At 41.8% G+C, this 25,487-nt stretch carries 29 protein-coding genes and 2 pseudogenes; 22 read left to right on the forward strand and 9 right to left on the reverse strand.

Annotated features, from left to right (window positions below; translation table 11 throughout):
- Positions 1-894: 894 nt before the first annotated feature.
- The 5 genes and pseudogenes from ACSFXN_RS18075 to ACSFXN_RS18095 all read left to right on the forward strand — a co-directional run.
- Complete coding sequence (locus ACSFXN_RS18075; protein WP_437151600.1) at positions 895-1,704, forward strand: AAA family ATPase; 810 nt, start codon at positions 895-897, stop codon at positions 1,702-1,704.
- Entirely contained in the window at positions 1,697-2,161 is a 465-nt protein-coding gene (locus ACSFXN_RS18080) for a hypothetical protein (protein ID WP_437151601.1), read from the forward strand. Before ACSFXN_RS18075 ends, ACSFXN_RS18080 begins: the two co-directional genes overlap by 8 nt.
- A gap of 362 nt (positions 2,162-2,523) precedes the next feature.
- Complete coding sequence (locus ACSFXN_RS18085) at positions 2,524-2,949, forward strand: hypothetical protein (protein ID WP_437151602.1); 426 nt, start codon at positions 2,524-2,526, stop codon at positions 2,947-2,949.
- Between the two features lie 613 nt (positions 2,950-3,562).
- A complete protein-coding gene (locus tag ACSFXN_RS18090; RefSeq protein ID WP_437151604.1) occupies positions 3,563-3,823 on the forward strand; it encodes a hypothetical protein in 261 nt (86 codons plus the stop codon).
- Positions 3,824-3,961: 138 nt separating this feature from the next.
- A pseudogene (locus ACSFXN_RS18095) lies at positions 3,962-4,252 on the forward strand (transposase); the annotation flags it as partial.
- Positions 4,253-4,408: 156 nt separating this feature from the next.
- On the opposite strand, the gene ACSFXN_RS18100 reads toward ACSFXN_RS18095, so the two are convergent.
- Complete coding sequence (locus tag ACSFXN_RS18100; RefSeq protein WP_437151605.1) at positions 4,409-5,560, reverse strand: replication initiation protein; 1,152 nt, start codon at positions 5,558-5,560, stop codon at positions 4,409-4,411.
- An 879-nt stretch (positions 5,561-6,439) separates the two neighbouring features.
- Between ACSFXN_RS18100 and ACSFXN_RS18105 the strand changes: the two genes are divergently transcribed.
- Entirely contained in the window at positions 6,440-6,679 is a 240-nt protein-coding gene (locus ACSFXN_RS18105) for a hypothetical protein (protein WP_437151607.1), read from the forward strand.
- A 155-nt stretch (positions 6,680-6,834) separates the two neighbouring features.
- On the opposite strand, the gene ACSFXN_RS18110 is transcribed toward ACSFXN_RS18105, so the two are convergent.
- The gene (locus ACSFXN_RS18110) at positions 6,835-7,287 is read right to left on the reverse strand and encodes an OsmC family protein (protein WP_437151609.1); all 453 of its coding nucleotides are present in this window, start codon (positions 7,285-7,287) and stop codon (positions 6,835-6,837) included.
- Between the two features lie 1,170 nt (positions 7,288-8,457).
- On the opposite strand from ACSFXN_RS18110, the gene ACSFXN_RS18115 reads away from it, so the two are divergent.
- The 3 genes from ACSFXN_RS18115 to ACSFXN_RS18125 all read left to right on the forward strand — a co-directional run bounded on the left by ACSFXN_RS18115 (position 8,458) and on the right by ACSFXN_RS18125 (position 10,245).
- Positions 8,458-8,613, forward strand: coding sequence for a hypothetical protein (locus ACSFXN_RS18115; RefSeq protein WP_437151611.1), 156 nt, complete (start codon positions 8,458-8,460; stop codon positions 8,611-8,613).
- Between the two features lie 87 nt (positions 8,614-8,700).
- Positions 8,701-9,117 (forward strand): DUF4304 domain-containing protein, encoded by a 417-nt coding sequence (locus tag ACSFXN_RS18120; RefSeq protein WP_437151613.1) that lies wholly within the window; start codon positions 8,701-8,703, stop codon positions 9,115-9,117.
- 183 nt (positions 9,118-9,300) lie between these two features.
- Positions 9,301-10,245: a HEAT repeat domain-containing protein gene (locus tag ACSFXN_RS18125; protein WP_437151614.1), complete on the forward strand. Its 945-nt coding sequence runs from the start codon at positions 9,301-9,303 to the stop codon at positions 10,243-10,245.
- A gap of 396 nt (positions 10,246-10,641) precedes the next feature.
- On the opposite strand, the gene ACSFXN_RS18130 is transcribed toward ACSFXN_RS18125, so the two are convergent.
- Both ACSFXN_RS18130 and ACSFXN_RS18135 read right to left on the reverse strand, forming a co-directional pair.
- A complete protein-coding gene (locus ACSFXN_RS18130; protein ID WP_437151616.1) occupies positions 10,642-10,905 on the reverse strand; it encodes a hypothetical protein in 264 nt (87 codons plus the stop codon).
- A complete protein-coding gene (locus ACSFXN_RS18135) occupies positions 10,886-11,122 on the reverse strand; it encodes a hypothetical protein (RefSeq protein ID WP_437151618.1) in 237 nt (78 codons plus the stop codon). The genes ACSFXN_RS18130 and ACSFXN_RS18135 overlap by 20 nt, the downstream gene beginning before the upstream one ends.
- A gap of 218 nt (positions 11,123-11,340) precedes the next feature.
- Between ACSFXN_RS18135 and mobQ the strand changes: the two genes are divergently transcribed.
- Genes mobQ through ACSFXN_RS18160 form a run of 5 tightly spaced genes read left to right on the forward strand, consistent with a single transcriptional unit; the run spans position 11,341 to position 17,547 of the window.
- Entirely contained in the window at positions 11,341-13,401 is a 2,061-nt protein-coding gene (mobQ, locus tag ACSFXN_RS18140) for a MobQ family relaxase (protein ID WP_437151620.1), read from the forward strand.
- Positions 13,402-13,431: 30 nt separating this feature from the next.
- A complete protein-coding gene (locus ACSFXN_RS18145) occupies positions 13,432-15,408 on the forward strand; it encodes a VirD4-like conjugal transfer protein, CD1115 family (protein ID WP_437151621.1) in 1,977 nt (658 codons plus the stop codon).
- Positions 15,409-15,429: 21 nt separating this feature from the next.
- Positions 15,430-15,654, forward strand: coding sequence for a hypothetical protein (locus ACSFXN_RS18150; RefSeq protein ID WP_437151623.1), 225 nt, complete (start codon positions 15,430-15,432; stop codon positions 15,652-15,654).
- Positions 15,644-17,263, forward strand: a complete 1,620-nt coding sequence (locus ACSFXN_RS18155) for an ArdC-like ssDNA-binding domain-containing protein (protein WP_437151625.1) — start codon at positions 15,644-15,646, stop codon at positions 17,261-17,263. Before ACSFXN_RS18150 ends, ACSFXN_RS18155 begins: the two co-directional genes overlap by 11 nt.
- A gap of 20 nt (positions 17,264-17,283) precedes the next feature.
- The gene (locus ACSFXN_RS18160) at positions 17,284-17,547 is read left to right on the forward strand and encodes a hypothetical protein (protein ID WP_437151627.1); all 264 of its coding nucleotides are present in this window, start codon (positions 17,284-17,286) and stop codon (positions 17,545-17,547) included.
- Positions 17,548-17,662: 115 nt separating this feature from the next.
- On the opposite strand, the gene ACSFXN_RS18165 is transcribed toward ACSFXN_RS18160, so the two are convergent.
- Positions 17,663-17,896, reverse strand: coding sequence for a hypothetical protein (locus ACSFXN_RS18165; protein ID WP_437151629.1), 234 nt, complete (start codon positions 17,894-17,896; stop codon positions 17,663-17,665).
- 622 nt (positions 17,897-18,518) lie between these two features.
- Here ACSFXN_RS18165 and ACSFXN_RS18170 point away from each other — a divergent pair.
- The 5 genes from ACSFXN_RS18170 (at position 18,519) to cdiI (ending at position 20,939) form a co-directional block, all read left to right on the forward strand.
- Positions 18,519-18,971 (forward strand): JAB domain-containing protein, encoded by a 453-nt coding sequence (locus tag ACSFXN_RS18170; RefSeq protein ID WP_437151631.1) that lies wholly within the window; start codon positions 18,519-18,521, stop codon positions 18,969-18,971.
- Positions 18,972-19,030: 59 nt separating this feature from the next.
- A complete protein-coding gene (locus tag ACSFXN_RS18175) occupies positions 19,031-19,291 on the forward strand; it encodes a hypothetical protein (RefSeq protein ID WP_437151633.1) in 261 nt (86 codons plus the stop codon).
- A 354-nt stretch (positions 19,292-19,645) separates the two neighbouring features.
- Complete coding sequence (locus tag ACSFXN_RS18180) at positions 19,646-20,011, forward strand: hypothetical protein (protein ID WP_437151635.1); 366 nt, start codon at positions 19,646-19,648, stop codon at positions 20,009-20,011.
- A 49-nt stretch (positions 20,012-20,060) separates the two neighbouring features.
- The gene (locus ACSFXN_RS18185) at positions 20,061-20,219 is read left to right on the forward strand and encodes a hypothetical protein (protein WP_437151637.1); all 159 of its coding nucleotides are present in this window, start codon (positions 20,061-20,063) and stop codon (positions 20,217-20,219) included.
- Between the two features lie 339 nt (positions 20,220-20,558).
- Positions 20,559-20,939, forward strand: a complete 381-nt coding sequence (gene cdiI, locus ACSFXN_RS18190; protein ID WP_437151639.1) for a ribonuclease toxin immunity protein CdiI — start codon at positions 20,559-20,561, stop codon at positions 20,937-20,939.
- 343 nt (positions 20,940-21,282) lie between these two features.
- On the opposite strand, the pseudogene ACSFXN_RS18195 reads toward cdiI, so the two are convergent.
- The 3 genes and pseudogenes from ACSFXN_RS18195 to ACSFXN_RS18205 all read right to left on the reverse strand — a co-directional run.
- Positions 21,283-21,786, reverse strand: a pseudogene (locus ACSFXN_RS18195) (IS3 family transposase); the annotation flags it as partial.
- A 15-nt stretch (positions 21,787-21,801) separates the two neighbouring features.
- Positions 21,802-22,128, reverse strand: coding sequence for an IS3 family transposase (locus tag ACSFXN_RS18200; protein WP_437151715.1), 327 nt, complete (start codon positions 22,126-22,128; stop codon positions 21,802-21,804).
- Positions 22,129-22,175: 47 nt separating this feature from the next.
- Positions 22,176-22,475 (reverse strand): transposase, encoded by a 300-nt coding sequence (locus ACSFXN_RS18205; protein ID WP_437151641.1) that lies wholly within the window; start codon positions 22,473-22,475, stop codon positions 22,176-22,178.
- Positions 22,476-23,104: 629 nt separating this feature from the next.
- On the opposite strand from ACSFXN_RS18205, the gene ACSFXN_RS18210 reads away from it, so the two are divergent.
- The 3 genes from ACSFXN_RS18210 (at position 23,105) to ACSFXN_RS18220 (ending at position 24,637) form a co-directional block, all read left to right on the forward strand.
- A complete protein-coding gene (locus ACSFXN_RS18210) occupies positions 23,105-23,749 on the forward strand; it encodes a hypothetical protein (protein WP_437151643.1) in 645 nt (214 codons plus the stop codon).
- Positions 23,742-24,290: a M23 family metallopeptidase gene (locus ACSFXN_RS18215; RefSeq protein WP_437151645.1), complete on the forward strand. Its 549-nt coding sequence runs from the start codon at positions 23,742-23,744 to the stop codon at positions 24,288-24,290. Before ACSFXN_RS18210 ends, ACSFXN_RS18215 begins: the two co-directional genes overlap by 8 nt.
- Positions 24,291-24,514: 224 nt before the next feature.
- Entirely contained in the window at positions 24,515-24,637 is a 123-nt protein-coding gene (locus ACSFXN_RS18220; protein ID WP_437151647.1) for an IS3 family transposase, read from the forward strand.
- A gap of 30 nt (positions 24,638-24,667) precedes the next feature.
- Here ACSFXN_RS18220 and ACSFXN_RS18225 read toward each other — a convergent pair whose 3' ends face one another.
- Positions 24,668-25,273 carry a hypothetical protein gene (locus tag ACSFXN_RS18225; protein WP_437151649.1) on the reverse strand — a complete coding sequence of 202 codons (606 nt, stop codon included), beginning with the start codon at positions 25,271-25,273 and terminating at the stop codon, positions 24,668-24,670.
- Positions 25,274-25,487: the final 214 nt, after the last annotated feature.

A 25,487-nucleotide genomic window follows, 5' to 3' on the forward strand; every position in this document is an offset into this window, starting at 1 on the left:
TCTCTATTTCTTAAGGTAAAGCAACCAATTGGGTCTGTAAACAGCGTCAAATCAAGGTTTCTCTCTCATATAAGGTAGATATTTCTACTTTTCTACCTATGCGAGAATGAAGTCGAACTTCGCAAAGGTAGATATTTCTACTTTTCTACTTTTGTTAGAATGAACTTCATTTTTGCACGGGTAGATATTTCCACTTTTCCACTTTTGTTAGAATGAATCCTATTCTCGCAGAAGTAGATATTTCTACTTATCTACTTCTGTTATATTTACTTTCAATCTCGCATGGGTAGATATTTCTACTTTTCTACTCTCGTTAGAATGATTCTTATTCTCGCATAAGTAGATATTTCCACTTATCCACTTATGTTTATAGGAAGGTAGATTATAAAAATCATCTTCTCCTTCCAAAAGTTGATTTCTCAGTACTTTAGCTCATCTTATTTTTTAAAACATCTTCACAAAAGTAGATATTTCTACTTTCGTTCGGAAGAATTCTATTCTCGCAGAAGTAGATATTTCTACTTTTCTACTTTCGTTAGATTTAGTCATTCTCTCGCAAAGGTAGATATTTCTACTTTTCTACTTTTGTTAGATTGAGAGACATTCTCGCAGAAGTAGATATTTCCACTTTTCTACTTCTGTTATAACTATTTTCATCTTTGCAGAAGTAGATATTTCTACTTTTCTACTTCTGTTAGATTGGCTTCCGTTCTCGCACAGGTAGATATTTCTACTTTTCTACCTATGTATAGGAGAAGATGAAAATATTACAATTGTATTACATTTTATTTTTTATCCTCACCAACTTCTACTTATGTTATTATCGGATATATACACGGGTGGAAGTTTGTTAGGTAGAAAAGTGCGAAGTAGGAAAATTAAGGAGGAATTACAATGACAGCAAAAACAATTGTAGTAGGTAACTTTAAAGGTGGCGTGGGCAAGACAAAAGTTTCCGTAATGACCAGTTGGGAATATGCCACAGTACATAATAAAAAAGTCTTGTTAGTCGATATGGATCCTCAAGGAAATGCCAGCACATTAATTGCACGTTCTGCCGGGATTAATGAAATTGATAAAACGATTTTCGATGGATTCAAAGAAGGGGACCTAACAAGCGTAGTTTTACACGTTTCTGAAAATCTTGATTTAATTCCAGCAGCTGTGTCATTTAAAAACTTCTCTAAGTTTTTATATCAAAACTTTCAAAATGATATTGACCAAATAACATATCTCAAACAATTACTTGAACCCTTAAAAGCAAATTATGATTACATCTTTATTGATGTACCACCAACAATTAGTGATTACTCTGATAATGCAATGATGGCTTCAGATTACGTTTTAATCATCTTACAAGCACAAGAACTGTCCCTGGAAGGTGCAGAAACTTATGTATCGTATCTGCAGTTTATGGCTGATGAATATGATGCTGATATCCAAGTGCTTGGTGTATTGCCAGTGCTCTTAAGAGCTGGTGGACGAGTTGATCAAAGCACTGTAGAACGCGCCACAGAACTTTTTGGAGAAGACAATGTATTCAAAAACGTAATCAAACACTTAGAACGTTTAAAGGCATGGGATATGACAGGTATAAAAAATGACGATCATCACGATCGAAAAGCACATCAAATCTTCCTAGACGTTGTTGACGAAATGGAAGAAAAGCTAGCGCGCTTTGAGGAGGAAGGAGAATATGTCTGAAGCATCAAGAAAAGGACCCCTTATTCAAAAAAAACCTAAGTCCAAGACGTTGGAACGGCCTAAACCAATCATTGTCAACAATCAAAACGATTTCAAGTTTACGAATAATGAAGTAAAAAAAGAGACCCCAACGATTAAACCGCCTACTAATCAAACAAAGACTTCTAAAGTATCTGCTGAAGTGAAGGTGCCGGAAACGCAAACTTCAAAAGAAGTAAAAAAAGAGCAAGTACGAAAACCTAAGTCAGTAGTTGGCAAAAGTAATAATGTTAAGTCCATAAAAGTTCCGCTTGATCTTCATGTACAAATTGGGGTTCTAGGAAAATTCATGGATGAAAATAAAACATATGCGATTATATCTGAGTTAGTTGATTACTATGCCCGAAACGAATTGACTGATCGACAACGAAAACAATTTAACTTCATGACTGATTTTTTTAACGACACATCTGAATAATCAACAAAAGTAGAAATATCCACCTTTGCGAGGTGGATATTTCTACTTTTGCTGAATGGAACTTCAAAATTTACATAGGACGCTATTCTTTTTTACATCTGCATATGAGTATACGCGTATATGTGCATATGCTTTATGAAAAAATACAATTGAATTAGAGAATAAGAATGGATTCTATTCACCATAAGCTAGGAAGTGAGTGATTTGTCTATAACCATAGAGGAAGAAATCGTTTTTCTAAAAAAGATGCCCATTTCGAAACGTATTCAATTTGCTACGTCGATTGGCGGGATTAGTATGGGTTAGTCCTCTATGCTGTAGCTCATCGGAAACTTTGAGTTTTCATTCATGGAGTTTGGCTTATGTCTCCAATCACTGATTACAATCCTTTTATCCGCTGGCTTGATAAAGAATGGATTCTTCTGGTGCAACGCAGAAACAACATGCATGACGATAATGTGTTCATCATAGATCTGTCGGGAACGGTACTAGATTCCTTTGATGTTGGTGATGCAATAGAAGGAGTGGTTATTGGCACTGAGGGAATTTGGATCAGCTATTATTATGAAGGGTTCAAAGAAACTTTGCCGAATGAAAAGCTCTTATTGTTCAATTTGAAAGGAAAGCCAGTTTTCAGGTATGAATCCGACTTGCCAGAGAAACCAGACATTATGGAAGGGATGGCTCTGGTCAAAGGGAAAGGCTCGGCTATCTGGCTCGCAAACCGTTGGTCCAGATCTTTCCTGAATCCAAGAAGAACCCAGTTTAAGAGGAACCACAAGCATTAAATGGAGACATTTTGCCATCAACATCCTAAGGGATTTGGTGTACTTTGCTCTTGAAATAGATGGCCAAGTGTTCTGCTGTGAAATCAATCAAGCGCCTATCGGAAGACTTGAAGGCGTTTCGAGAGGGCTGTGGCCGCGAGAATCTAATCATTTTATTACGTTTTCCAGAACTGGAGAAGAAGTGAAGATCTACCGAATCCATAATGAAAAGGAATATTATCTCCTTTGATTATTTCTAATGCATTATTAGCATAAGCTAAAGGAATTCGGCATTCTATTTGATTACATGACTGCGTTCTTTAATGACAGTCAGATTAACACAAGTAGAAATATCTACTTTTGTTAGGTAGATATTTCTACTTTCGTTAGAATTAATCTTCCTCTTTGAAAGGGAACTTTAAACTATTTAGCATTTGCATACGTGCATACGCATATATGATTAACGAAAGATGGCAGCTGGCTTCCAAAAGGGAAGAGGCTGTTTTTTGCTATAACGCATCTGATTGGTCACTTTTATTCATAATCAAGCATGAGGCTGGAGGAATTCAAAGTAATTTAAGTTTAAAAATATGTATTTTTCTATAAAGGTGTAAGTGAAAATTTCACATGAGTTTTGAATTTAATATCGGTAGCAAGCCTTAGTGTATATCTCGACCAAGCAGAAGACAGACGCCAAGGTTTTTTCTACTTGGACCAGCAATCCAAGTACAACTTTATTACGGATACCTTTATCACAGCCGGGAATACCAGCGATTCCGTGCCGTACTTTGCGCGTTTGGCCGCCCAGCAGAAAAAATTCAACTTTCCAGTGGAAGCGGTCGCCTTGATCGCCGGTTATTTCACCGGACATATCTACAAAATACTCAATGAATAAGCGTTTTTGCGATCATGGGCTATATACGTTTCAAAAACGGGAGCACGAAGAAGCCCAAGCGGCTGGCTGTTTACGTATGTCGAATCGTTGGAAGCGTAAGCCTGCCCGGTGGGCTAAAAATTATCCTATACGACCACGGACCAGAAGGGCTACCGACAATATAAGAGCCGCCCAGAGGATTGTGCAGATTGCCGGCTGCGTCCCGAGTGCTTACCTGCCAAGAGCAACCAGCGAACCGTCACTCGCCACATCTGGGAAGCGGAAAAAGAAAAGGTCTGCCAGAACAAGCGGACGAAAAGCGGAAGCAAGCTTTACAAACTGCGCAGCCAAACCACCGACCGGAGCTTTGCAGATGCAAGGAACTTCATGGCTCCCGCTAAGCAACAAGGCGTCGGGGGCGCCCATCTGTCCAAGAACAGGCTTTCCTGACAACCGCCGCACAAAATATCAAAAAAACGGCCATCCTGTTGGCAAGGAGGGCCGAAAAAACCTAATTTGAGAATCGATCTTTCTCCTATAGAAAAATAGAGATTCTATAAAAATGGGTTACTCAGCAACCTGAAAAAGCTAAACTTAAAAATAAGTTTAGCTTTTTCGTTTTTTCTTTGCCAGCTTTTCTAATACTTCCTCTTTTTCTTTCAAAAAATCAATGCTTGGCTCAGAATCTGGTTGTACTTCTTCTGGTAGAGGCGTTTCGTCTGGCATAGTAAACCAGTCCGGTAAAAGTTCCTCCCGCTGAATACCTCGATGTTTGACTACCTGTAGATCAGCAAAGGTGATATTTCCACCCGCCTGATAAATTTTCCAAGCATCTCTAATTTTCGTCTTAATAAACCCAAGTGGATTCTTTATTGTTTTATCTTCATTTATATACCTGATCAGCAGTTCCAGTTCCTTTTCCACGTCTTCCTTCCAAATCAAATAGGCGCCTTCATATAATTGAGAAAAATAAACCACATCGAATTGATAGTCTACAGCTAGAGCATTTAATCTGATACGCATTTCTTCCACTTTTAGCTGATCCAACTCTTCGTCTGGAACCGGTAGAAGACTTTCTTTTTCAGCAGCACGTTGGATAGTAAATTCTATCCTTTCAACACTGCGTCCCTTTTTGATTTCTTTTATGACGATAGAAAGGTCGGTCTTCTCATTTACTTCATTAACTGCTTTTAAAAGCACCCGTGTTTTGAAATGATTATATCTGTTGTAAGAACCCTCAATTACTCCCAACTTCATCTTTAGCTCTTCAAGAGAAATCTCCCATCTTTTCAGTTGTTGCCACTTTTTCATTAATTCATATAATCGAATCGAGTAGGTGCTATTCAGCGACAAAATGTTGCTTAGGCGATAAGAAGTAAACTGTTTTTTCAGCTGTAACATATAAGGCTTTAGTTTAGGGGAAAAGGAAAGTTCTAAGACTCCTTCGCCATTAACGTATTTAGCACTTGAAATCCAATGGACCAATAACCAACCGCCATCTTCTTGCGGTATCTCTATCGTTTTGGACATGAGCGTTTTGGAAATTTCTTTGATCTCGCTATACTTCGTGCTGCCAGCAAGCCCAAGCATTTCACTGAACTCTTTTAATGATATCCGGTAATCTTTAAAGTCTTCATCAAATGGCTCAATCATGCTGGCCATTGTTAACACGATTTTCTGTTCTCTTGTTGTCAAAGGGTTATTATGTCTGGCTTCTAATAAGTTATTTGATTGAGTGACTAAGTATTTGCTTTTCATAATGGCCCACCTTTTAAAATTTTGTGGCTTTATTACTTTGAATCATACTATATAAAGCAGATAAAAGACCATAAAACCACTTGTTTTTATTTTTGTGGCTTTTCAAGATCGGAATTGGAATTTTCAAGACCGAAAGTGTGGTTTTTCAAGAGAATCGGCTCTTATCAAGAAAGAACACAAGATTCTAAGACCGAAAGTGTGGCTTTTTAAGCTATGTTACTGATTCAGACCTTAAAATCACCCATTTCAACGGATGCTTTAGGATACAAAGACCGAAAGTGTGGTTTATCAAACCGAAAGTGTGGCCTTGAAACCGTAAACGTGGCTTTAAGAACCGAAAGTGCGGCACTGGAAACCGAAACCGTGGCAGTTGGAATCGGATGTGTGGCTTTAAAACCCGAAACCGTGGCAGTTAGGACCGAAAGTGTGGCTTTTAAGTCCTTCAAAGCCAATGCTATCAAGGGTTTAGACCTCTCTAAAACAGTTTAAACAGTTAAAACAATAAAAACATTATTGTAAACACAACAACAATCGAAAAAGATGTTGGTTAAATAATGGAAGGAAAAAGGCTATAATTAAATCTCTAAAAGGATGGAGCGTTTTCTGCTGTTTCTAAATAATGAATGTATAATCTTTTGATTCTTTTTTTTAACAAACCTTGTGAAAAAGTATACTGAGGAAGAAAACAATAAAAATAAAATATCTCAATTTTTAAACCCTGATCATTCTTTTGAAATTGAAAATGTTTCTTCTAACATTTGCTATGATATTTGTGCAACGACAGTCGTATATCTGCCAAATGAAGGTTGGGATAAATACTTTGCGTTCATAAATGCAAAGTATAGGCCAAATACGTCTATTCATGGACAATTGCATTCGTTGTACACTGAAAACGAATTAGATTGTAAAATTCCTTTCATGCTGACGGTTTATCCCGGAACGCCGCAAGCCGCCACACTGAACTCGTATAATGATCATCGGGTGGAGATGTCCTTGGCATTGATCGGTTCCGGGATCCCGGGCATCCGCATCAACGATTCGGGCTGTGTTTCCAAGACCTGTCCCACGTACTTTGAATTGCTTCAGCAGCTGGGCGTTTCAGTTGAATATGTAATGTAGACCACAGTTACTTAACATATGACCGTATTATCAGAAGCTGCATGAATACAAAGGGAGAGAAGAGGCTAATTAAAGCTCATCTTCTCTCCCTTTTCGTTTATAAAATTGTATTTTTATAAATGGTTTATCTCCATCAGTAGCGAGATGTCCAAATCTTATTTTTTATACCATTTCGATTCAATCGCCACACCAGCATCGACAATTAGATTGTATACCGGACATCTTTTTTCCACTTCTTCTTTTAATTCTTCCAGCCGATCGTCGCTTTCATCTGTTGAAAATATCGCCTCAAAGCCAACACTTTGAAAATGAGGAGAAACTCCTTCAACTCCCATCATGCCACGCGCGTCTATTGTGCCGTTATTTTTAAATTCCACTCCTTGAAAAGAAAAGTTCTTCTCCTTCGCTATCAATCCGATCATTACGGATGTACAACCCGTCAATCCACCTAATACATACTCAATCGGATTCGGGCCTTCATTGGTGCCTCCCAAATATTCCGGTTCATCTACTATAAAAGGCGAAAAATCTCTAGCATAAATAGAAGTCTTTAGATTTCCATCCCAAGTTCCGTTCGTTTCGACTTTTGCTATTTGTTTTGTTGTCATTGTATCACTCCTAATTCTTAGTAAACTTATAAGATTTATTATAAATCAATAATTTTAAATTGCAAAACTATTCGATTAAAAGGATTGAAAAAGTGTAGAAGGTGATAAAAGAAAAGATGAAGCTGCATATGAAATGAACTTCAAATGGACAGAAAAATAGGGTACATATCGTCTTTCCTGCATTGAATTTTTATATGTTCGTAAAATACTTATTTTTAACGAAAATATTTAAAACCTAATTAAGCTTGAGAAAGAGAACTCCTCATTTCCATCTAAAATTATTAGTTTATGCTAAATGCATTATTAGCATAAGCTAAAAGAATATGGCTATCTGTTTGATTACATGACTGCATTCTTTAATGACAGCCAGATTAACACAAGTAGAAATATCTACTTGTGTTAGGTAGATATTTCTACTTGCGTTAGAATTAATCTTCCTCTTAGAAATGAAACTTTAAACTATTTAGCATCTGCATACGTATATGTCTGTATATGTGCATACGCATATATGATTAACGAAAAGATGACAGCTGGCTTCCAAAAGGGAAGAGGCCGGCTTCTTGCTATAACGCATCTGATTGGTCACTTTTATTCATAATCAAGTATGAGGCTGAAGGAATTCAAAGGAATCAAAATTTGAAAATATGTATTTTTCTTAAAAGGATATAAGTTAATAATTGCACTTGAGTTTTGAATTTATTCCTTAGCTTAGGAAGGAGAGGCATAAATGGAATATATCCGATTGCTTTATTCCTGGATAGCGGTAGCAGTTATTATAGTTTTCATTGTAATTGCTCTTGCAGCTTTTAGTAGAAGAAAACGAAACTAACATAATTCTCATACTCAAAATAAAACTAGTTTTGTAAAGAAGATTTATATCTTATGGAAAAAAGCAGGTTTTTTATGCTGCGTAAAATAACTGTAAGAGATAGTAGAGACAGTTCTAATTATTAGGGTAGTGGATAATGATCTACAAATGAATTACAGAATATAAACGTCTTCTAATTGCCGGTTCTATCGCTGCAGTCATTATCGGTTTCTATAGAACAAAAAAATGATTAGCTAGCTATTTAAAAACTTTGTAATATAGCGAAGTAAGTTGAAGTTCGTAAACAGATAGTGCAATACTTAGCGTACTTAGACCGAAGACTTAGAAGGAGGGGGCAAGGAATGTCATACCTACTTAGATCTTCAACCGGTGTTGTTTTGGTTGAAGAGAACACAGAAAAGATTTTCCAGACACAAGGAGAAGCGGAAGAGCACTTATCCCTTTTACGCCTAAATACAACTGAGGAATGGTTCATAATTGAAGTAAAGGAAGATTAAACTCGAATCTCATTACTCTAGTAAAACGAAAGGGGAGGAGCAAGGGAGTGAAGAAACTCCTATGAAAGAGAAGGGGAGGCGAGAGCTATGAGTGCAGAACGTGATGCAATGATAGAATCTTTAAAGAAATACGTGATACCACATCTAAGGGAAAAAGGGTTTAAAGGAACCTTTCCTCACTTTTATAGAAAATCTAAGCATCAACTTGAATTGCTCATGTTTCAATTTAGTATGTGGGGAGGCACTCTGTATGTAGAAATCTCAAAATGTTCACCAGAAGGATACAGAGATGATATTACCGGGGAACTCCGGCCACCTAACAGATTGAAAGTTTATCAAATTGGAGGAGGGTCTCCTTTTAACCGTACGCGAATCGGGAAAGAAACAAATGCTGCCTTTCAATTTAATAGAGAGAATAGTGATGAAGTTGCTCAACAAATCAAGCAATCTTTGAGCGAAGCAGAACAATGGTGGTTGTCATATCCAAATTGGTGGAGTAAGTAAAAAGAGCATTTTCCTCTTCATGGTTACTATTTCTATATCGAATTGACTGAACAGCAACAAAGGCAGAACACTTAAATGAATTGGAAGAGCCGGAAGCACATAACTATACATAAAAGAGCCATAGAAGCAGTGGTGAACCCATCACGTATTGCCATAAAACTATCTGCTAAGGAGACTTACTCGGTGAACGAAAAAGACCTGCTAGAGCTAATTAAACAAATGTCAGCAACAGACTTCATTGTTGATGAAAGAGATGGGAGTTATACAAGCGAAGATTCTCCTTCCTGGAAGGCTTATCGAAAAGCCGAGCAGTTGAATGACCCAACTGTCCTTCCTTTTCTCGATGCCTTGTTGGAAAGAAGCAAACACGCAGACCTCAGAAGGAACATTTATTTCATTCTTGAAAAAATCGGCGAAAACACAGGAGATGAACGCACAACCGCAATCCTTTTGAAATGGCTTGAAAAAGAAAGAGACAGATATGCTTTGGAGTCGATACTAAGAGGAATCGCAGAACAAAAAAACCTAATCGATTGTTCAACCGTATTGAAGTTTGTCCAAGATGAACGTGCGGGCATCAGGCATGCGGCAATCGAATCTCTACGAGGATGTAAAAGCCCTGTTGCAGAAGAGGCATTGATCCGTATCCTAAAGGATTCCGGGGATCCGTATGACCTTACGTATGCCAGTTCTGTTTTATCGGATATCGGTACAAATAAATCGATTCCTTATTTAATTCACCTTCTGGAGAACCCGAGTGGAGATGTGAAATGTTCGGCTATCTGGGCATTAAGTGAAATAGGTGACAATTCGTTACTGCCTGTTTTCTTGGAAGCATTACAAAGTCGTTCTGCCTCCGTGAAAGGTTACGCTATGTCAGCCATTAAAAAGCATGGAGATGAGACCGCCATCGTACCGGTATCTGAACGAATCAAAGTGATATTAAAACGGAAAAGAGTCACTGACAGCGAAGAACTGACAGATGCTTTAGCGTTTCTAATCCGCTTTGAGAATGAACGGGTTGAAATTCAAGAGCTATTCAATTGGATAATACAAAAAAAGTGGGACTTTCTTTTTGAAGAAGAAAAGAAGTGGATAGAGGTTAATATAACGAAGAGAACAATTTAAAACGAGAAGGTTTTCTATAGCAGAAGGTTTTTCAATGATTTAGGGTTAACCATTCAATCGTACTGTTCAATAACTAGAAGTTCCTTTGAGTGAGATTCAATAGCGTTCATCATGTAATCAGCAGCCATTGTAGTTATTAAGCATGCTTTCTATCCATGAACAGTCCTTCAACGGTTTTTAAAAGCCCGCTAATTCCAATACGAATTAGCGGGCTAATTTGAATGTTATTTCGTATTTTGTACAATTTAACTGAACGGATTATTAGCTTGTAGTCCCTTAGTCTATTAAATAGCATCAACATACTGCTTTAAATAAATCTCAAGAATAAAGGTTAATAAAAATAATTTTCTTTGTTGAAAGCTAACTTCTTTCTTAATTAATAAATTTATCTTTGTTCTATTTTATTTTTAATTTACTTTTTATAAAACCAGAGAAAGTCTGAAACACTTTTTCTCTTTCTTCTACCGAGAGCTTCTCCATACCGAAGTATTTCTCCGCTAAAGCTCCCGTCTCAATCAGCCGTTTCGTCCGCGCTTTCCGTTCTTCCCAGCTTGCCCGCCGTTTTGCTTCATGTTGAAGCCGCTTCTTTCTTCTTTCAAGGTCACTGATCTGCTGTTTCAGTTCCTCGGACTTCACCAGATTATCTCGGTTGCTGGTCATGGCCATTCCACTCTTCTGCTGCTTTTTCTTTTCCGTTTACTTGAGCAGCCAGCTTTTGAATCCAGTCAATGGCTTCCTGTTCTGATTCCACCTGCCAATATCTCAATACCTCCGCCCCAATGTTCTTTTGCATCTGCTGTTCGAGCACTTTCCGTTTCTCTTTCAACTTCTCGATCTGTTCTTCAATGCTTGTGATTTTTTCAATATTGTCCGCCATTTTTTCACCTCTTTTTTATTTATATATAAATATTTTAACATATAAATAAATTTATTCTAGAGAAAAAAGGAAAAATTATGCTATAATAAATCCGAACCCAAAGGGAGAGTGCCCAGTTATACACCACTTCGTGGTGCCTGGGAAAAGAACCTCCGGTCTTTTATTGTCGCCTTCGGATGTTTCCAGAAAACAAAAGAAGAAAAAAGAGGTGAGAGAACGTGAGCTATTTCCGTCTGCAAGCCAACATCATCAGCAAAAAAAATCAATCCGCTGTAGCCAGTGCCAGTTACCGAAGCGGGGAAGAGTTGTATTCCGAAAGGGATGGGGAGATGAAAAGCTTCCGGAAAAGGGAAGTTGCTCCGATCTCGTTCATCCTCAAGCCTGACCATGCGCCTGAATGGACACTCGACCGCGAGAAACTGTGGAACGAAGTGGAGAAAATCGAAAAAGCTTGGAATGCCCAATTGGCCCGTGAAGTGCTTATCGCTTTGCCGATTGAGTTAAACGCAGATCAGCAGCATGAGCTGGTTCAAAGATTCGTCCAAACTGAATTTGTGGGTGCCGGCATGGTCGCAGACGTCTCGATCCACCGCGATAAAGTACATAATCCCCATGCCCATATTTTGTTGACCATCCGCCCGTTCAATGAAGACGGCAGCTGGGGAAACAAGAAAGTCCGTCAATATGAGTACGACCAAGACGGGGAGATTCTTCGCAACGATGCCGGCGAAAAGGTTTTCCAAACGGTTTCCTCTACTGATTGGAACGAACGGGAGACGCTCGTCAAATGGCGTCTGGATTATGCCGAAGCCATCAACCAGGCATTCAAAGAGCATGGCATCGAGAAAACCGTTTCCGCGCTTTCTTTTGAAGAGCAGGGACTGGATCGAATCCCTGAGATCCGCATGGAGCGCAACGAATATCAGTACGTCAAACGGATGGAGAAAAAGGGATTGGAAGCAAAGACCTTCTACCACCAATTGAATCAGGAAATCCGGAAAACCAATGCCGAAATCAAACAGCTGAATCAGAAAATTACTTTCCTTTCAGCGAAGCAAAAAACAGTGGACGTCCAATCCATCCTTCACCATCATTCCATGGAAGTCATGCAGCAATTGGATAGTGACTACCAAAAAAGCCTGCGGTTTATGGAAGGCCGGTTAAATGGAAATGTGTCGCTCCAGACCGTCCACAAACAATTGGAAGGACTCTACCGCTGGGAAGAGCGAACGCTGGAACCGAAACAAGTGGAAACCAGCGTTACGCACACCATTTTGAATGCGACACACAGCGCTTACCAACGACGAGACGCTGCTATTTTGAAAGACCAGGGTTTCCCTGTTCAAAATTTCTTATCCGTCTTTACTGAACGATTGGAGGCGTTTGAAAAGCTTGGGGAAGCGGTGGACAAAGAGAAACAAACGAATGAAACCGTCACCGCTCACTTGGAACGAAGCTTCCGGGTACACAGCTTGATTGTACACAATGCCTTCAACGAACTTTATCCGGAAATAGAAGACCGCTACCAATTCAATGACCGGACCGTCGACTTCAAAGCGGAGTTGCTTGAAGCAATGAAGGATGGGGAATGGCAACGCGTTCCACCGCCTCATGAAATGAATCATCAGCTGCAGCGGCATGAATTGAAAAAGGTATGCAGCCAAGCGGAGAAAGTGAGTGACAGCATCCGGATCCAATCTCTGATGCGCAACAAATTAGGGACCGAAAAAGAACAGCTGCTGAAAACCGGGAAAGACCTGAATGCCATCTACGAGACATCGGTGAAGCTCAATACCACGCAAAAGTTGGTGGAGCGGTATCAGGAGAAAGCCACTCATTTCGATAAGCAGTTGAGCGATATGATCCGGCAGACGTTCCCGCATGCAAAAGAAAGCTTGTTGCGAAAAGTTGACGCACTGCCGCTTGAAATGAAAACGGATTTGCTCAAGCATTTCGCCAAAGAAACGGCGTTCCACAAAAAACCTACGTTCAAAGAATGCCTTCAAGCGGCTCAGAAAGAGCAAGAAAAACGCACCGCTTCTTTTGCGAATTACCGGAATCAGCAAAGCAGCTCGTTCTATCAGCGCTTGACGTCCGAACAGCAACAGACCGGGCACTTCCCGAGCGGGCAGGCAAGTACGGAATTAGTGGATGAATTGGTAAGGCAGGCCGCACATCCGAACAGTTACGAAAAGGATCTGGGGCAACTCGCCAAGCTCAACCGAAAAGGGCGGAATACCCGAATGCGTCGTCACCTGGGTTTGGAAATCAATCTGTAGGAAAGCTAAAAAAGAAAGGTGTGAACAAACATGACGAAAAAGAAACTGCAAAAAGGGGCGGGAGTAAAAATCGGCATCACCGTCCTCCTTTCCTTATTGGTTGGCTATACCGTGACTGGATTTTTGCGTTTCATTCATGAGAAAGGAAACTTGAATGCCATCCTTCTGGATGTATCCGGTACCACGTCTTTCATCACCGGGCAGGCTGACCGCCAGTCGCAGCTATTGGTTGGCATTTTGAGTCTTGTCTTCTTCGGCTGGTTCCTGTCGAAGATGCGATTGTTTGAAGAGAAATACGAGGATGCACATGATTTCGGTGTACATGGGTCGGCACGCTTTACCCAGCCGCATGAAGTGATTAACGGAAAACAATTCTCAAAGCAGAACAAGTTTTATCCTTCCCAACCGGAAAAGACCTTGAATTCGTTGGAGAATGGATTGATTGTGGGCCGTGTACCTGAAAAGAAACAAGTGCTCATCATTCCGCGTTCGACGGACATCGACAACCGGAACGTCTACATTGTCGGTTCAAGCGGAAGCGGGAAAGGGCAATCCTACGTCATTCCGAACCTCCTCAACAACAAGGAAGAAACGTTAATTGTCACAGACCCGAAGGGGGAGCTCTTTGATCAGACGGCTGCCATCAAACGGGAGCAGGGGTATCAAGTGTTCCAGATCGACTTCATCAATTTCAACCAAGACCGCTACAACCTGCTGGATTATGTATTGGATGATCAGGATGCACAAAGTGTATCGGTGACCATTGCGAAGAACTCGACAAAAGACGGGAAAGAGGATTTCTTCATGGAACGGGCACAAAAGATGCTCGCCGGATTGATCGTCTACTGCAAGTCCGAAATTCCGGGTGCGAGCATGCAGGACGTACTGGATGTCTTCAATGAAAAGGTGGCTCCTGATGAAGAAGCTTTCCGGGAATGGGTCGACGAAGAGATCGGAAAAGGCCATCCCGCTTACGAACTTCTCAAAGGGTTGACGACTCTAGGCGGCAACACGAGAGCGAGCGTCACTTCCTCGTTCGCTTCACAGGTCAGTATCTTCACCTTAAAGAAAATCAGCGACATGACCCGAAAGAGCGATTTCAATTTCCGGGAGTTCCAGAAGCAGAAGAGCATCCTGTATGTGAAACTGCCGATGGACGAGAACCCTTTCACTGCGCTAACGTCCGTGTTCTTTGATCAGTTGATATCCCAATTCTACAAAATGGCGGATGAAAACAAAGGGAAACTGAAGATCCCGACCATCTTCCTGCTGGATGAATTCGCGAACATCGGGAAAATCGAGAAATACGGACGGGTCCTCGCCACTTGCCGAGGGCTTGGATTATCAATGAATACCATCGTGCAGGACAACGGCCAGATTGAATCCATCTATGGAAAAGAAATGGCACGCTCCATTCTGTCGAACCATGATACCTTGCTGTTCCTACGAAGCAAGGACATGGAGACTATCAAGTACTTCTCTCAATTGGCCGGTGAAACCACCGCGAAGATCCAGACCGGCTCTTCAAGTCAGAGCGGCGGTTTCATGAGTGGCAAATCGAGTGCAAGCCGGAGCCAATCGGAACAATACGTCAAACGTTCCTTGATTCCGGAAGGGGATTTGGCCAGCATTTCCCGGAACGACAGCTACCTGTTCGTCAGCGGCCTTCATCCGATGAAGCTGCAGAAAGCCTGGCAGTCGGAGGTCTTCGGCAATTACGTGGACCAGTTCCAAGGAAAGCCGCCAGAACCTTCTTCAAAACCCAAGAGAATGGAAGAAGTGAGTGTTGCGGAGGAGCCGGTAGAATTGCCGAAGACCATGGTTGCAGCAGCTTCCGGCGGCACCCGGATCATTGAAGAGGAAATCGACCAATCTGAACTCTTTGATTTGGGATTTGATGAATTCGATGAGGAAGAAGTTTGGCCGCCAGAAGAAGAGAAGCTTGAGCAAAGCATCGAAGCACGACTGAAGGAGAAAGAAGCAGACAATCTACGGACGCTTCTGTAAGCAGAAAGGGGAGAAACACGGATGCTTGTGACCATCAGCGACATCATCGCAAGTGACAAACGGATCTTGAGTTTCTATGATCCCGTGCCCTTTGAGGCACTTACATACGAAGGCATCCTGGATCTTGAAGAAGATATCCGGAACTACGCCATCACCTGTTACGCACCGGTCCGAATCGACGGGCGACCTGAACCCCTTTATGAGGCCTGGTACATCAGAAAGGATGTGATTGACTATGTCGACTAAACTGGACCTGACAGAAATCAATGCCCGGCTCGAGAAGAACCTGGAGGAGCTGTTCCGGAACAACCGGTTCCAGGACATGCTGAACGTCATGGCAAGCGGCCATCACTATTCCTTTAACAACGTCTTGCTGATCGCGATGCAGCGTCCGGACGCGACCATGGTCCGCGGATTCAAGCAATGGCAAGCATTGGGCCGCCATGTCAATAAAGGGGAGAAAAGCATCGACATCCTGGTCCCTTCGTTCAAGAAAGTCGAAGTCCAGAAAATCAACGAACAGACCGGTGAAGTCCTGAAAGACGAAAATGGGGATCCGCAATCGGAAATCCGCCAAAGCATCAGCGGATTTGTCATGGGAAAAGTATTCGATGTTTCACAGACCGATGGCAAAGACATTCCCAATGTCCGGGATTTCATCCAAGAAGAGTTGAAATCACCCGAATCGTTAACTGATCTATACAACCGTTTTATCCAGCAGACCAATGAGAACCCTTTGATTGCTTTGACGATCCGGGAAGAAGCACACGAAACAGAGGCATACGGGGGCTATTACAACCGGAATGACGAGGAGATTGTCATCAACACCGCCGTTTCCAAGAGTGCGGAACAGAAATTCCGGGTCCTGATCCATGAATATGCGCACAGTCAGCTGCATCACCGGGAACAGGAGATGAAAGACTTGCCGAGAGGCCATAAGGAAGCGCAAGCGGAATGCGCCGCTTATATCGTTTCCCAGTATTACGGCTTTGATACCGACCTTGCTTCCACTGGCTACATCGCCACCTGGGCCCAAGACCTGGATTTGGCCAAACAAGCCATCAAAGAAGTCCAAGACGTCTCGCGGGTGACCATTGAGCACTTCAATTCGCTTCAAAGCGAGAAAATCAACGAGTTCTATCAATCCATCGATCCGGAGCGTGTTAAAGAAGCCGTGGAAATGAAACTCCAGCTGTCCCTGGCGGACAAACCGACCCTGCAGCTGCTGGATGCCAAAAACGGCCTGGTCGTCTTTGCGGCAGTGGAACAAAACGAACGCGACCACCAGTTCTTCCTTCGCACCAACACTAACCGGATGCTGCCGTTAAGTGAATTGCAGTACCGGTATGCGGTCTTGAACGTACTGGAGAGCAAAGGCGAGCTGGTACGGGAATACAAGAAGGTGGAAGATGTCTTGAAGGTGACGAAACTGGAAAACGGCGCCTATGCGGTGACAACCGAGGGCGGGGAAAGTACGCAGCGGACCTTCCACAAGAAAGCGGAAGGGCAGCAATTCGTGAAGAAAACGGCACTGGCCCAATCATTGAACACCGAGCGTTTCTTGAGCCGGACAGCCATCAAGGACACCCAGCACCTGCAGCAACTGAACGCGAAGCACCTGCAGGAACGGATTGGCCGCGTCCTGAAGGAAAAGAACGTGAAGGCCGACTACCGGCACGGCATCACGATCGGCTGGCACTTGGTGAAGAATCCGCAGATCCAGTCCAAAATGGAGTTGCAGCAGCACATCACTCAGCTGAATCCGAACCATTCCCAAACGAAGGAAGTCGCAACCGCCTTCAAGCAGCTGGCATCTCCGGAAAAGGCGAAAGAGATTGAACTGGAGCGGGAATAAGGGAAAGAGAGCGAACCTAAATGAAAAACACAGGAATAGTACGAAGAATAGACCACTTGGGACGGATCGCGATTCCGGTCGAATTACGGGAACTGCTTCAGATTGAGAAAAAGGCACCGATTGAGATTTTCATGGAAGACGAGTTCATTTTGCTGAAGCCGTCTCTGGCACCAGGAGCCTGTTTGATAACCGGTGAAATTTCGACTGAAAACCGGGAATATGTACGTGGCATTACCTTAAGTCCAAGAGGTGCCGAAATTTTGTTGGATGAGTTAAAATCCTAAATCGTTAACTTCCTATAAAAGGGCCTGCAAATTATTCTTGCCGGCCCTTTTTTTATTTCCTTCTTCCTTGAATTAAGTGTCAGCAAATGAAACCTGCCTTACGTAAGACGTCCTCTTAACCCAATGGAACAGCCTTGCCTCCAGTCAGGAAACCTGCTTTTCTCTTTTCCCCTTTAAACTTTTCCACTCCCTCTTTCGAATTATCCAACAGGAAGGAGGTTTTTTCAGATAAATCCTCATCATAAAAACCCTTGCGGTGTGTAACTATTACAAAATTACCGTGAACTACTACAAAAATACGGTCGTGATTTACGGCCTTATTTACGAATAAACCTTGGCTTACATGCATCCATAACCACACGTCGTTTTAATGATTACAAAATTGCCGTGAAAAACGATCGTGATTTCACTAAACCGAAATCAAAACCGTTTCGGGATTGCCTAAAGGTCTGCTCCTAATTTGTATGGCTGCTGAAAGACGCAGCTAAACATTTTAGTGCATCTCGCTGTGATCTAAACCGGCCGATAACAAGAAACCGTAACCAGTCGGCCACTTACGAAAAACGCGCAACTGGCGAACTGGAAACCGTTTCTAAGTTCCTGTCCGGTTCTTCACGCTCCCACGACAATGGCAGGGCCAAGTTCAACAGAAAAAAAGTGGAAAGCAAAGCTGGCTTTGCTGTTGTCATGCGATTTTTCCTTTTGGAATCCGAACCTTAATACATCCCAAAGGCACTAAGCCAAAAACAGACTGGAAACCTGCACCATCCTGTTTTTGGCTAAGCGCCTGAAAAAACCGTCAATGGACTTTCGCGACATATTCTCACTGCGCTCCGATATTTCACGTTCAATTGACGGTTTTTTATGGGAGTCTTCCGTTCTACTTACCAAAAGGGAAAAATCTTCCCCTTTGGGAAGAGAAGTGCTTCGGAAACCAAAAACAAAAATCAAATTCAAAGGAGACATGCCAAATGGAAAAACTAATTGAGGTCATCAGAATACGACAAGAAGTATTAGAGGTCGAGGAGAAATACGAATTCATGAAAGAGGTCACATGCAGCAGTCCGAAAAAAGTGATGGAAGCCGTACGCCAGCTGATAGGCGATGAAGACAGAGAAGTTTTTCTCGTACTTGTCTTGAATACCAAAAATAAAGTGGTAGCCGTCCATCGGTGCCATATAGGCGCCATTAACGCCTCCATTGTTGCACCACGAGAAGTCTTCAAAAGTGCCATTTTGAACAACGGAAAAAGTATCATTGTAGCTCATAACCATCCTTCATTTGACCCTGTACCAAGTATCGAGGATATCGAAGTTTCCAAACGTCTCGATGAATGCGGACAGATACTCGGGATTGAATTGCTTGACCATGTCATTGTCGGAAATGAAAAGGGCATTTCCTTGAAGGAAAAAGGTTATTTTTAAAACTGAATCAAGCAAGGGGCACGCCCCTTGCTTGATTGCTTAAAAACAGGAGGTTTTTTATGGTGGGAAATATAGTTGAAACACCTGAAAAATTAAGAAAAACGATTCTTTTATTAGCAAAAGAAGCCCTGCTGAAGAACATTCGAGAAACAAATAGGAAAATCGAATCCTTAGCATGTGAACATTCACGAAGTAAATCCTGTTTCCCTGGAGATACTAAACTTCATGCAAGGACTCTTCAGGAGTTGAATCAGCAACATTCCAATCGTACCTACTGGGAAAACGTCTTGTTGGAACTCGAAAAATGGAAAAAAGAATGAAATTAGTAAAAAATGAAAATGGGTACACCCTATCGAAAAAAACTGCTTTTATGAAGACTAAACAAAAAGCCCGTCGTCTTTCTAAAAGAGTCGTAAACTTCAGAAGCAGCTAACTCATTATATTAGCGTCAACAAGAGGTCATCTTACTATATAATAAAGACAAAATGAAGCGTGTTTCAGGTGATGCCTCTTGCTAGCAGACAGTCTGAAAGAAAGGGATGGAATAAAGGAGCGGGAAACCAGGGGGGATCTCCCTCTCCTTCAATTCCATTCGCCTCCATAGCGCCTATTGGAAGACAAAATCTCTCTTCTCTTTGCTACTTGAGTGACCTGGAACACAGAAAGGAAATCATATGTATTTCATGGACAATGAACACGAAGCCAATTTTTCCAGTCTGATTACTTTTTTTGAAAGAAAGGGGACAGACCCTCAATACCGGGCGAACCTTTATATTGCCAGCATTCCAGCTATCTATAGATTGTTAGACAAAACGGAGATCCATTCGGGAGGCGGTCCATTGGCTTTGTTGACGGAATACAGCGAAGACAAAGGAAAGCTGATTCCCACGCATGAAGGGTTGACCGGATCTACCCGAAAACTAGTGGAAGTCGGCCTCAGTTTGTTTAACGGCAATGAGGTCAGCTTGGATTTTAGTTATGGCGATGAAACCAATAACGCGGTATTGCAGGCAATGAAAATCCGCTTTCAGGGCATTTAAACGTAGTTTTCAACTAGATCCACTAATAGAAAGAAAGGAGCTATCTCCTATGAGTATCGTGAAAACCATTCAAGAGAAAATTAATCAACTCAAAAAAGATGAAGAAAAGATGTATGTAGGGATTCAGTTTGAGAAGCAGTTAAATGAAAGAGTAAAGGAACTGGAAATATTGGAACAGGAAATCGATAAGGTTCTCAAAGCAAAGTGAAATTTTCTGAGGCTTTCCCGGAATCGGGAGGGCCTTTTTTATTTCAATCAATAGACTTGTTTCAGTAAATTAAAGAGAAAGCACCACTACTTTTTTCGTTCGTAAAAGTGTACTTTTACGAACGCTTTCATTCCCCAAATTATGCATCTACCATTTAAATCTTGAGGGATGCAAGTTAGATTAAGTACAGGTACATTTAAAGTTAAGTTAGGTAACATGATTTCTATTGATGGAGTGACTTCAAGTAAGTGACAATTTTACAGGTACAAAAACGAATTCACAAATGAAATAACTAATTTCTTCCCTGTAATAGAACAAACTAATTAAAGAGGTGGGCAAATGATAAAATTAGCTGAAAAATTAAAGGTTCCTCAAGAGTTAATGCCTATGTGTGATTACTACAGTCTCATTATAAAAGGACCAATACTTTTTTTAGGGGCATTAGAATCTTTTTCACAGAATCAAGGCTTTTCGGTAGACTATCACAACTGTGAGTTTTTTCATGAGATGCATCCTTTGGAAGAAGAGTACTTCACAGATGGCGTACGGTTTACAATTGACGTTTCTCACGCCTATGAATCAGAAGTAATCGTCACTTTTGAGACATTTTATAAATATCTTTTAAAAGTAAGTGACATATACCTTGAAATGCATCCTCAGGATTCACAGGAAGTGAAGAGGTTATTAGAGATTATTCATACGAATTTAAATGTCGCTTAAAGCGTAGAAAATTGTAACACTTTTTATATAGAAGAAACGGCACTGAGCCACAAAAAATAGTAGTGAAAAATGACTTTTGGGTGTTTCTTTTAAAGTCATTAGATATTTCATGAATCGAACCAATTAATAACAATGTTTAAGCAGTATATTGTTTTAGTTTACATATCACCAGATTATCGGTATCAAAATAGAAAGGGAGAGAAGGGGTTCAGTTCATGGGACACAAGAAAGTGGACACGGTTATTTTATCTTTTTTATCGAGAAAAGGCTGCTGCGCTTTTCTTGCTCGGATAGGCAGCGCCATCGGTTTCGAACAGAACCGATGGCGCTGCCTGCCAAATGATCACGAAACAAGCGTTTCGCTGAAAAGATGAAACTGCTTTTTCTCGTACTCGACCGGCGACAGGTAATCGAGTGTCGAGTGGCGGCGCTTCGGGTTGTAGAAGCTGTCGATGTACCAGCCAATGGCTACCTTGGCTTCCGCTCGTGTCTTGTAGCGGGTGCGATAAATAAGTTCTTTCTTCAGACTGGCATGGAAGGATTCGATACACGCGTTGTCATACGGGTCGCCCTTGCGGCTCATGCTGATTTGGATTTCTTTGCCTCTCAGGCAATCGATGTATTCGGTGGAGCAGTACTGAGAACCCCGGTCGGAATGGTGAATTAGGGTCGCATCCGGGTCTCGGATGATGAGGGCCTGCTTTAGAGCGGCAAGGGGCAATTCGGTTTTCATGGTGACATCCAGGCTCCAGCCAACGATTTTTCGCGAAAAGAGGTCCATGACGCTCGCCAAATAAAGCCAACCTTCCATTGTCCAGATATAGGTGATGTCGCTGACCCAAGCGGTATTCGGTGTGGCAACCTAGAACTTGCGCTCCAGCAGGTTTGGGTAGATGAACTGGTCGTGCGCCGAATCGGTGGTCACTTGGAACTTAGGTTCCGGCAATGCGCTCAGTTCCATCTCCTTCATGTAACGGCCGATGGTCCGCTCGCATATGGAATAACCCCATGCCTCCAGTTCTTCATGGATGCGTGGACTGCCGTAGATGCCACGGCTTTCGTGATAGGCCTGGGCGATCTTCTGTTTGATCTCTTCTCGCTTCGCATGGCGTTCAGACAACTGCCCGCTGACTAAGTTTGCCTGCCATTTGTAAAAGCCGCTCTTGGATACCCCGAGGACCTGGCACATCTTCACGACGTGATACTCATTCCGATGCGCCTGGATGAACGCACAGATCACGTTTGGTTTCTGGTGAAGACATGCATGGCCTTTTTTAGGATTTCGACCTCCTCATCACGTTCTCGCAGACGCCGTTCGGCGTCATTGAGCCGCTGTTGCAGTTCCTTCGTGCTCATCAGCTGTTCACCGTCCGGATTCGCCAATTGAGCTTTCTTTTCCTGATACTCGGTTACCCATCGCCGGATTGTACTCGCAACTAGGTCCATTTCATAAGCAACTTCCGTGGCTTTTCTTTCATCATCGACAATCAGTTTGGCCACATATTCCTTAAACGCCTCGTCTTTTCGTTTGCCCATATCTGACACGCCCTTTGCTTTAGTAGTTTCAGTATGTCGAAACTCATTTGGTCGTGTCCACTTTTAAGTCTAAGTCTACTATTATGCAACAAATAGAAAAAAGAATTTTAAAAAACGCGTCAACTTCTTTCTTAATAGGTATTTTCTTTCTAATTGTAGGTTTTAATGGAGAGGGAATAGCGTCTTTCGTTTCCAGGCCGTGCTATGAAACTTCTTGGTTCGTTTCTAGTGGACTTATAAATACTTTTACATATCTTCCGCTTATAATTGGAGGCTGCTTCGTCAATATAGCCTTAAGCACGAATACTACATAATAACTGCTCTTGTTGTAGTTTGAATTTCTTAGTCAATTCTATAATAGTTCTATGTGCCTCCATTTAACTTTAATTAAATAATTTAAATTCAAAACTATCATATTTTTGATAAAAATATTTACATAAATATTAATTTGTGATATAATATACAAAAATATGCTACAAGACACTTTGTGTTTAGTGGGCATTAGTGTACGGCAGTATCAGTGAATAGAAAAGTTAAACTCCTATCTGTAAGGATGCCCATGAAACAAGCACGTAATCAGACGTCTTAGTTGCTGTGAGCAATAAATTACCTTGAGAGGAGTAAGTAAAATGACACTAGAACTAGGCGACCATATTTGGTACTGGAATGGAAACATCTCATTTGACAAGAATATTCCAAGATCCCTTTGGTTCCCCGATTCGAACCCTAATGATCCCACTGATTATCTGGGTCATGGGAAGGAAATCTACAATTACGTGATCCACGCTGATGAAATTGTGCGTGGGCATCCGCAAATGCGGAATTCCATCGGCAGCTTTGCTTGGCTTAACAACAACCCTGGGAACATTACAGGTTCTCCCGGTGGTCCCGACTACGGTCAGTATCCCGGCAAGTTCAACTGGCACAACTTCTTGATTTTCCCGACATGGGGTGCTGGATTCAATGCGATCGCCTTGCTACTTCGCAGCCCAGCTTACGTGAACCTGTCAATATTGGACGGATTCCATAGATATGCCCCCGCATCAGACGGAAACAACCCGGTCGCATACGCCAATGCAATAGCTACGGCTTTATCGCATGAGGGTGTTACGGTGAATACTCGTATTGGCGACCTGACAGACGATCAGATGTTGATCATGCAAAACAAGATCCAAGATGTCGAGGGGGCCATTCCCGGCGAGAGTTTCGCGTGGGACTCGGAGGAAATACCAATAGAAATTGCGAGTCTATTGCCGGAGTCTCCCTATGAATAAACGGAGAAGCTCTTTCAACGTGGATGTATCCGCAGCTGTTAATCATTCGGGCTTTACCCATGGGCTTGGCGGTCCCCACCAAGGAGGTCATCAGGGGACAAATTGGTATGTTCAGTACGGAATGGATATTGGAGCCCACGAGGGCACCGAGATATACGCGGCATTCGATGCCCACATTACGAAATTTCAACCGCATGATTCGGCAAAGGACAACGGCAAAGAGTACGGCGCTAAAATTTTTATGCGCGCCCCGAACGACATGATGGGTGGATTCTATACACACCTCATAGACGTACCAGTTGGAATATCAGTCGGAACTACAGTCACTCGCGGCGACCTGCTCGGCCGAGTCCATCGATTTGGCGGAATTCCACCTCACTTGCACCTGGCGCTGGTGGAAATCATCGGCGGGGCGCCCGGTGGGCAGTACATTGGCGTGGATCTCTACGAGCTCTTTTTAAAATTGGAATCGGAGAAGCCTGGGAAGGTCGTTCCCGTCACGTTCTGGCAGGACGGATCTAAACCTACACCAATTACTTAACTAACGGTACTATGGTTTTAGTCTTGGGAAATTAATTAGTGAAAAGAGGACTTGTTGCAATGGACAAGTCCTTATTTATTAGAAGAATAATAAAATTAATTTTTAGTTTGTATTGAAAATTCGTCTGTGATTTGAAGTTTCTGCTTGTATTCAGAATGCTTTCTTCAACTTGTTTTACCTCGGTTTGATTAAAAATCTCATTGAATTTTATCCACTGAAAAGGTATGCCTAACCAATGCCATTGGAAAACAAAATTCAAAGATTACTCGTATTACTACAACTACATACGATCGTTTCAAAAATTAAACTGCCACTCCCCATCTGAGTATCGGACAATGGCAGCCTAGGTATTTTTTCTTGTATCTCAAATTATCGGGTCAGGTAGGCCACCAATTTAATGGCGCATTTGGAGTCATTAATTCTCTCCATAACTCTTTACCTGGAGTTAGTGCGTTAAATAACATCATCGCGCTCCCCTCAAGTCTATCATCCCAAGGCTGCGGTGTTGGCCTATCTTGGATAGATACTACCGTTGGGAGGAGACTCCAATCTGCAAGCTCAATCTTCAAAGAATTACTTTCTGAAGCTGCACTATATATTCTGGTTGATCCCTCGAATATATCAAATGAAAAGTCTGCAATAGAAGTAAATGCACTTCCGCCTGCTTTTACTTCTATTCGGTTTACATAATCTCTCACAGAGCCTGGGGTCAAAAAGTCAAAACTCATTCCATCGGGGAACTCAGGACAGTTTGCCTCAGGAATTTTGATGGGTGATTTTGTTTTCATTTTAACCACTACAGTTCCACTGACTGGAGCTATCCAAGTATAAAGGGCACATCCTTTAGGGGTGAAATAATCATCTGCTGCCGAAGGTCCTCGGTCAAAGCGATCCCAAGCTAGTAATATCCCCACCAAGCCAATTCCATGACCTAATACATCTCCAACACCTAATCCGCCAACAAAAAGTCCTAGTTGCGGCATTTTACAAATCTCCTAGAAAAATAGTTTTAATTTTTAAAACATTCATTTTTTTAATAAATTAGAGAATAAACGGAATCACAATCTTGTACCAAGTAGAATTTTATTGTTATTTTTGAATGAAATAGTGAGGCTGACCTTGATTCATTTTTGATTCAAAGAAGACCATTCAACCACTTAATTTATTCAAAGTCCTTGACACAAATTAAGCTGTAAT

It is taken from the genome of Planococcus sp. 1R117A (assembly GCF_051417975.1).
In the GTDB taxonomy this organism is placed as follows: Bacteria; Bacillota; Bacilli; order Bacillales_A; family Planococcaceae; genus Planococcus; species Planococcus shenhongbingii.

Bases quoted from the DNA above. Each gene is read 5' to 3' on its own strand.
- ACSFXN_RS18160 (WP_437151627.1), top strand. From the start codon at position 17,284: ATGAAAAACACAGGAATAGTACGAAGAATAGACCACTTGGGACGGATC.
- ACSFXN_RS18155 (WP_437151625.1), top strand. From the start codon at position 15,644: ATGTCGACTAAACTGGACCTGACAGAAATCAATGCCCGGCTCGAGAAG.
- ACSFXN_RS18225 (WP_437151649.1), bottom strand. From the start codon at position 25,273: ATGCCGCAACTAGGACTTTTTGTTGGCGGATTAGGTGTTGGAGATGTA.
- ACSFXN_RS18210 (WP_437151643.1), top strand. From the start codon at position 23,105: ATGACACTAGAACTAGGCGACCATATTTGGTACTGGAATGGAAACATC.
- cdiI (WP_437151639.1), top strand. From the start codon at position 20,559: ATGATAAAATTAGCTGAAAAATTAAAGGTTCCTCAAGAGTTAATGCCT.
- ACSFXN_RS18080 (WP_437151601.1), top strand. From the start codon at position 1,697: ATGTCTGAAGCATCAAGAAAAGGACCCCTTATTCAAAAAAAACCTAAG.
- ACSFXN_RS18110 (WP_437151609.1), bottom strand. From the start codon at position 7,287: ATGACAACAAAACAAATAGCAAAAGTCGAAACGAACGGAACTTGGGAT.
- ACSFXN_RS18165 (WP_437151629.1), bottom strand. From the start codon at position 17,896: ATGCATGTAAGCCAAGGTTTATTCGTAAATAAGGCCGTAAATCACGAC.
- ACSFXN_RS18120 (WP_437151613.1), top strand. From the start codon at position 8,701: ATGAGTGCAGAACGTGATGCAATGATAGAATCTTTAAAGAAATACGTG.
- ACSFXN_RS18115 (WP_437151611.1), top strand. From the start codon at position 8,458: ATGTCATACCTACTTAGATCTTCAACCGGTGTTGTTTTGGTTGAAGAG.
- ACSFXN_RS18075 (WP_437151600.1), top strand. From the start codon at position 895: ATGACAGCAAAAACAATTGTAGTAGGTAACTTTAAAGGTGGCGTGGGC.
- ACSFXN_RS18200 (WP_437151715.1), bottom strand. From the start codon at position 22,128: ATGTGCCAGGTCCTCGGGGTATCCAAGAGCGGCTTTTACAAATGGCAG.
- ACSFXN_RS18220 (WP_437151647.1), top strand. From the start codon at position 24,515: ATGCCTAACCAATGCCATTGGAAAACAAAATTCAAAGATTACTCGTAT.
- ACSFXN_RS18150 (WP_437151623.1), top strand. From the start codon at position 15,430: ATGCTTGTGACCATCAGCGACATCATCGCAAGTGACAAACGGATCTTG.
- ACSFXN_RS18170 (WP_437151631.1), top strand. From the start codon at position 18,519: ATGGAAAAACTAATTGAGGTCATCAGAATACGACAAGAAGTATTAGAG.
- ACSFXN_RS18175 (WP_437151633.1), top strand. From the start codon at position 19,031: ATGGTGGGAAATATAGTTGAAACACCTGAAAAATTAAGAAAAACGATT.
- ACSFXN_RS18180 (WP_437151635.1), top strand. From the start codon at position 19,646: ATGTATTTCATGGACAATGAACACGAAGCCAATTTTTCCAGTCTGATT.
- ACSFXN_RS18135 (WP_437151618.1), bottom strand. From the start codon at position 11,122: ATGGCGGACAATATTGAAAAAATCACAAGCATTGAAGAACAGATCGAG.
- ACSFXN_RS18205 (WP_437151641.1), bottom strand. From the start codon at position 22,475: ATGGGCAAACGAAAAGACGAGGCGTTTAAGGAATATGTGGCCAAACTG.
- ACSFXN_RS18215 (WP_437151645.1), top strand. From the start codon at position 23,742: ATGAATAAACGGAGAAGCTCTTTCAACGTGGATGTATCCGCAGCTGTT.
- ACSFXN_RS18100 (WP_437151605.1), bottom strand. From the start codon at position 5,560: ATGAAAAGCAAATACTTAGTCACTCAATCAAATAACTTATTAGAAGCC.
- ACSFXN_RS18085 (WP_437151602.1), top strand. From the start codon at position 2,524: ATGTCTCCAATCACTGATTACAATCCTTTTATCCGCTGGCTTGATAAA.
- ACSFXN_RS18145 (WP_437151621.1), top strand. From the start codon at position 13,432: ATGACGAAAAAGAAACTGCAAAAAGGGGCGGGAGTAAAAATCGGCATC.
- ACSFXN_RS18185 (WP_437151637.1), top strand. From the start codon at position 20,061: ATGAGTATCGTGAAAACCATTCAAGAGAAAATTAATCAACTCAAAAAA.
- ACSFXN_RS18130 (WP_437151616.1), bottom strand. From the start codon at position 10,905: ATGACCAGCAACCGAGATAATCTGGTGAAGTCCGAGGAACTGAAACAG.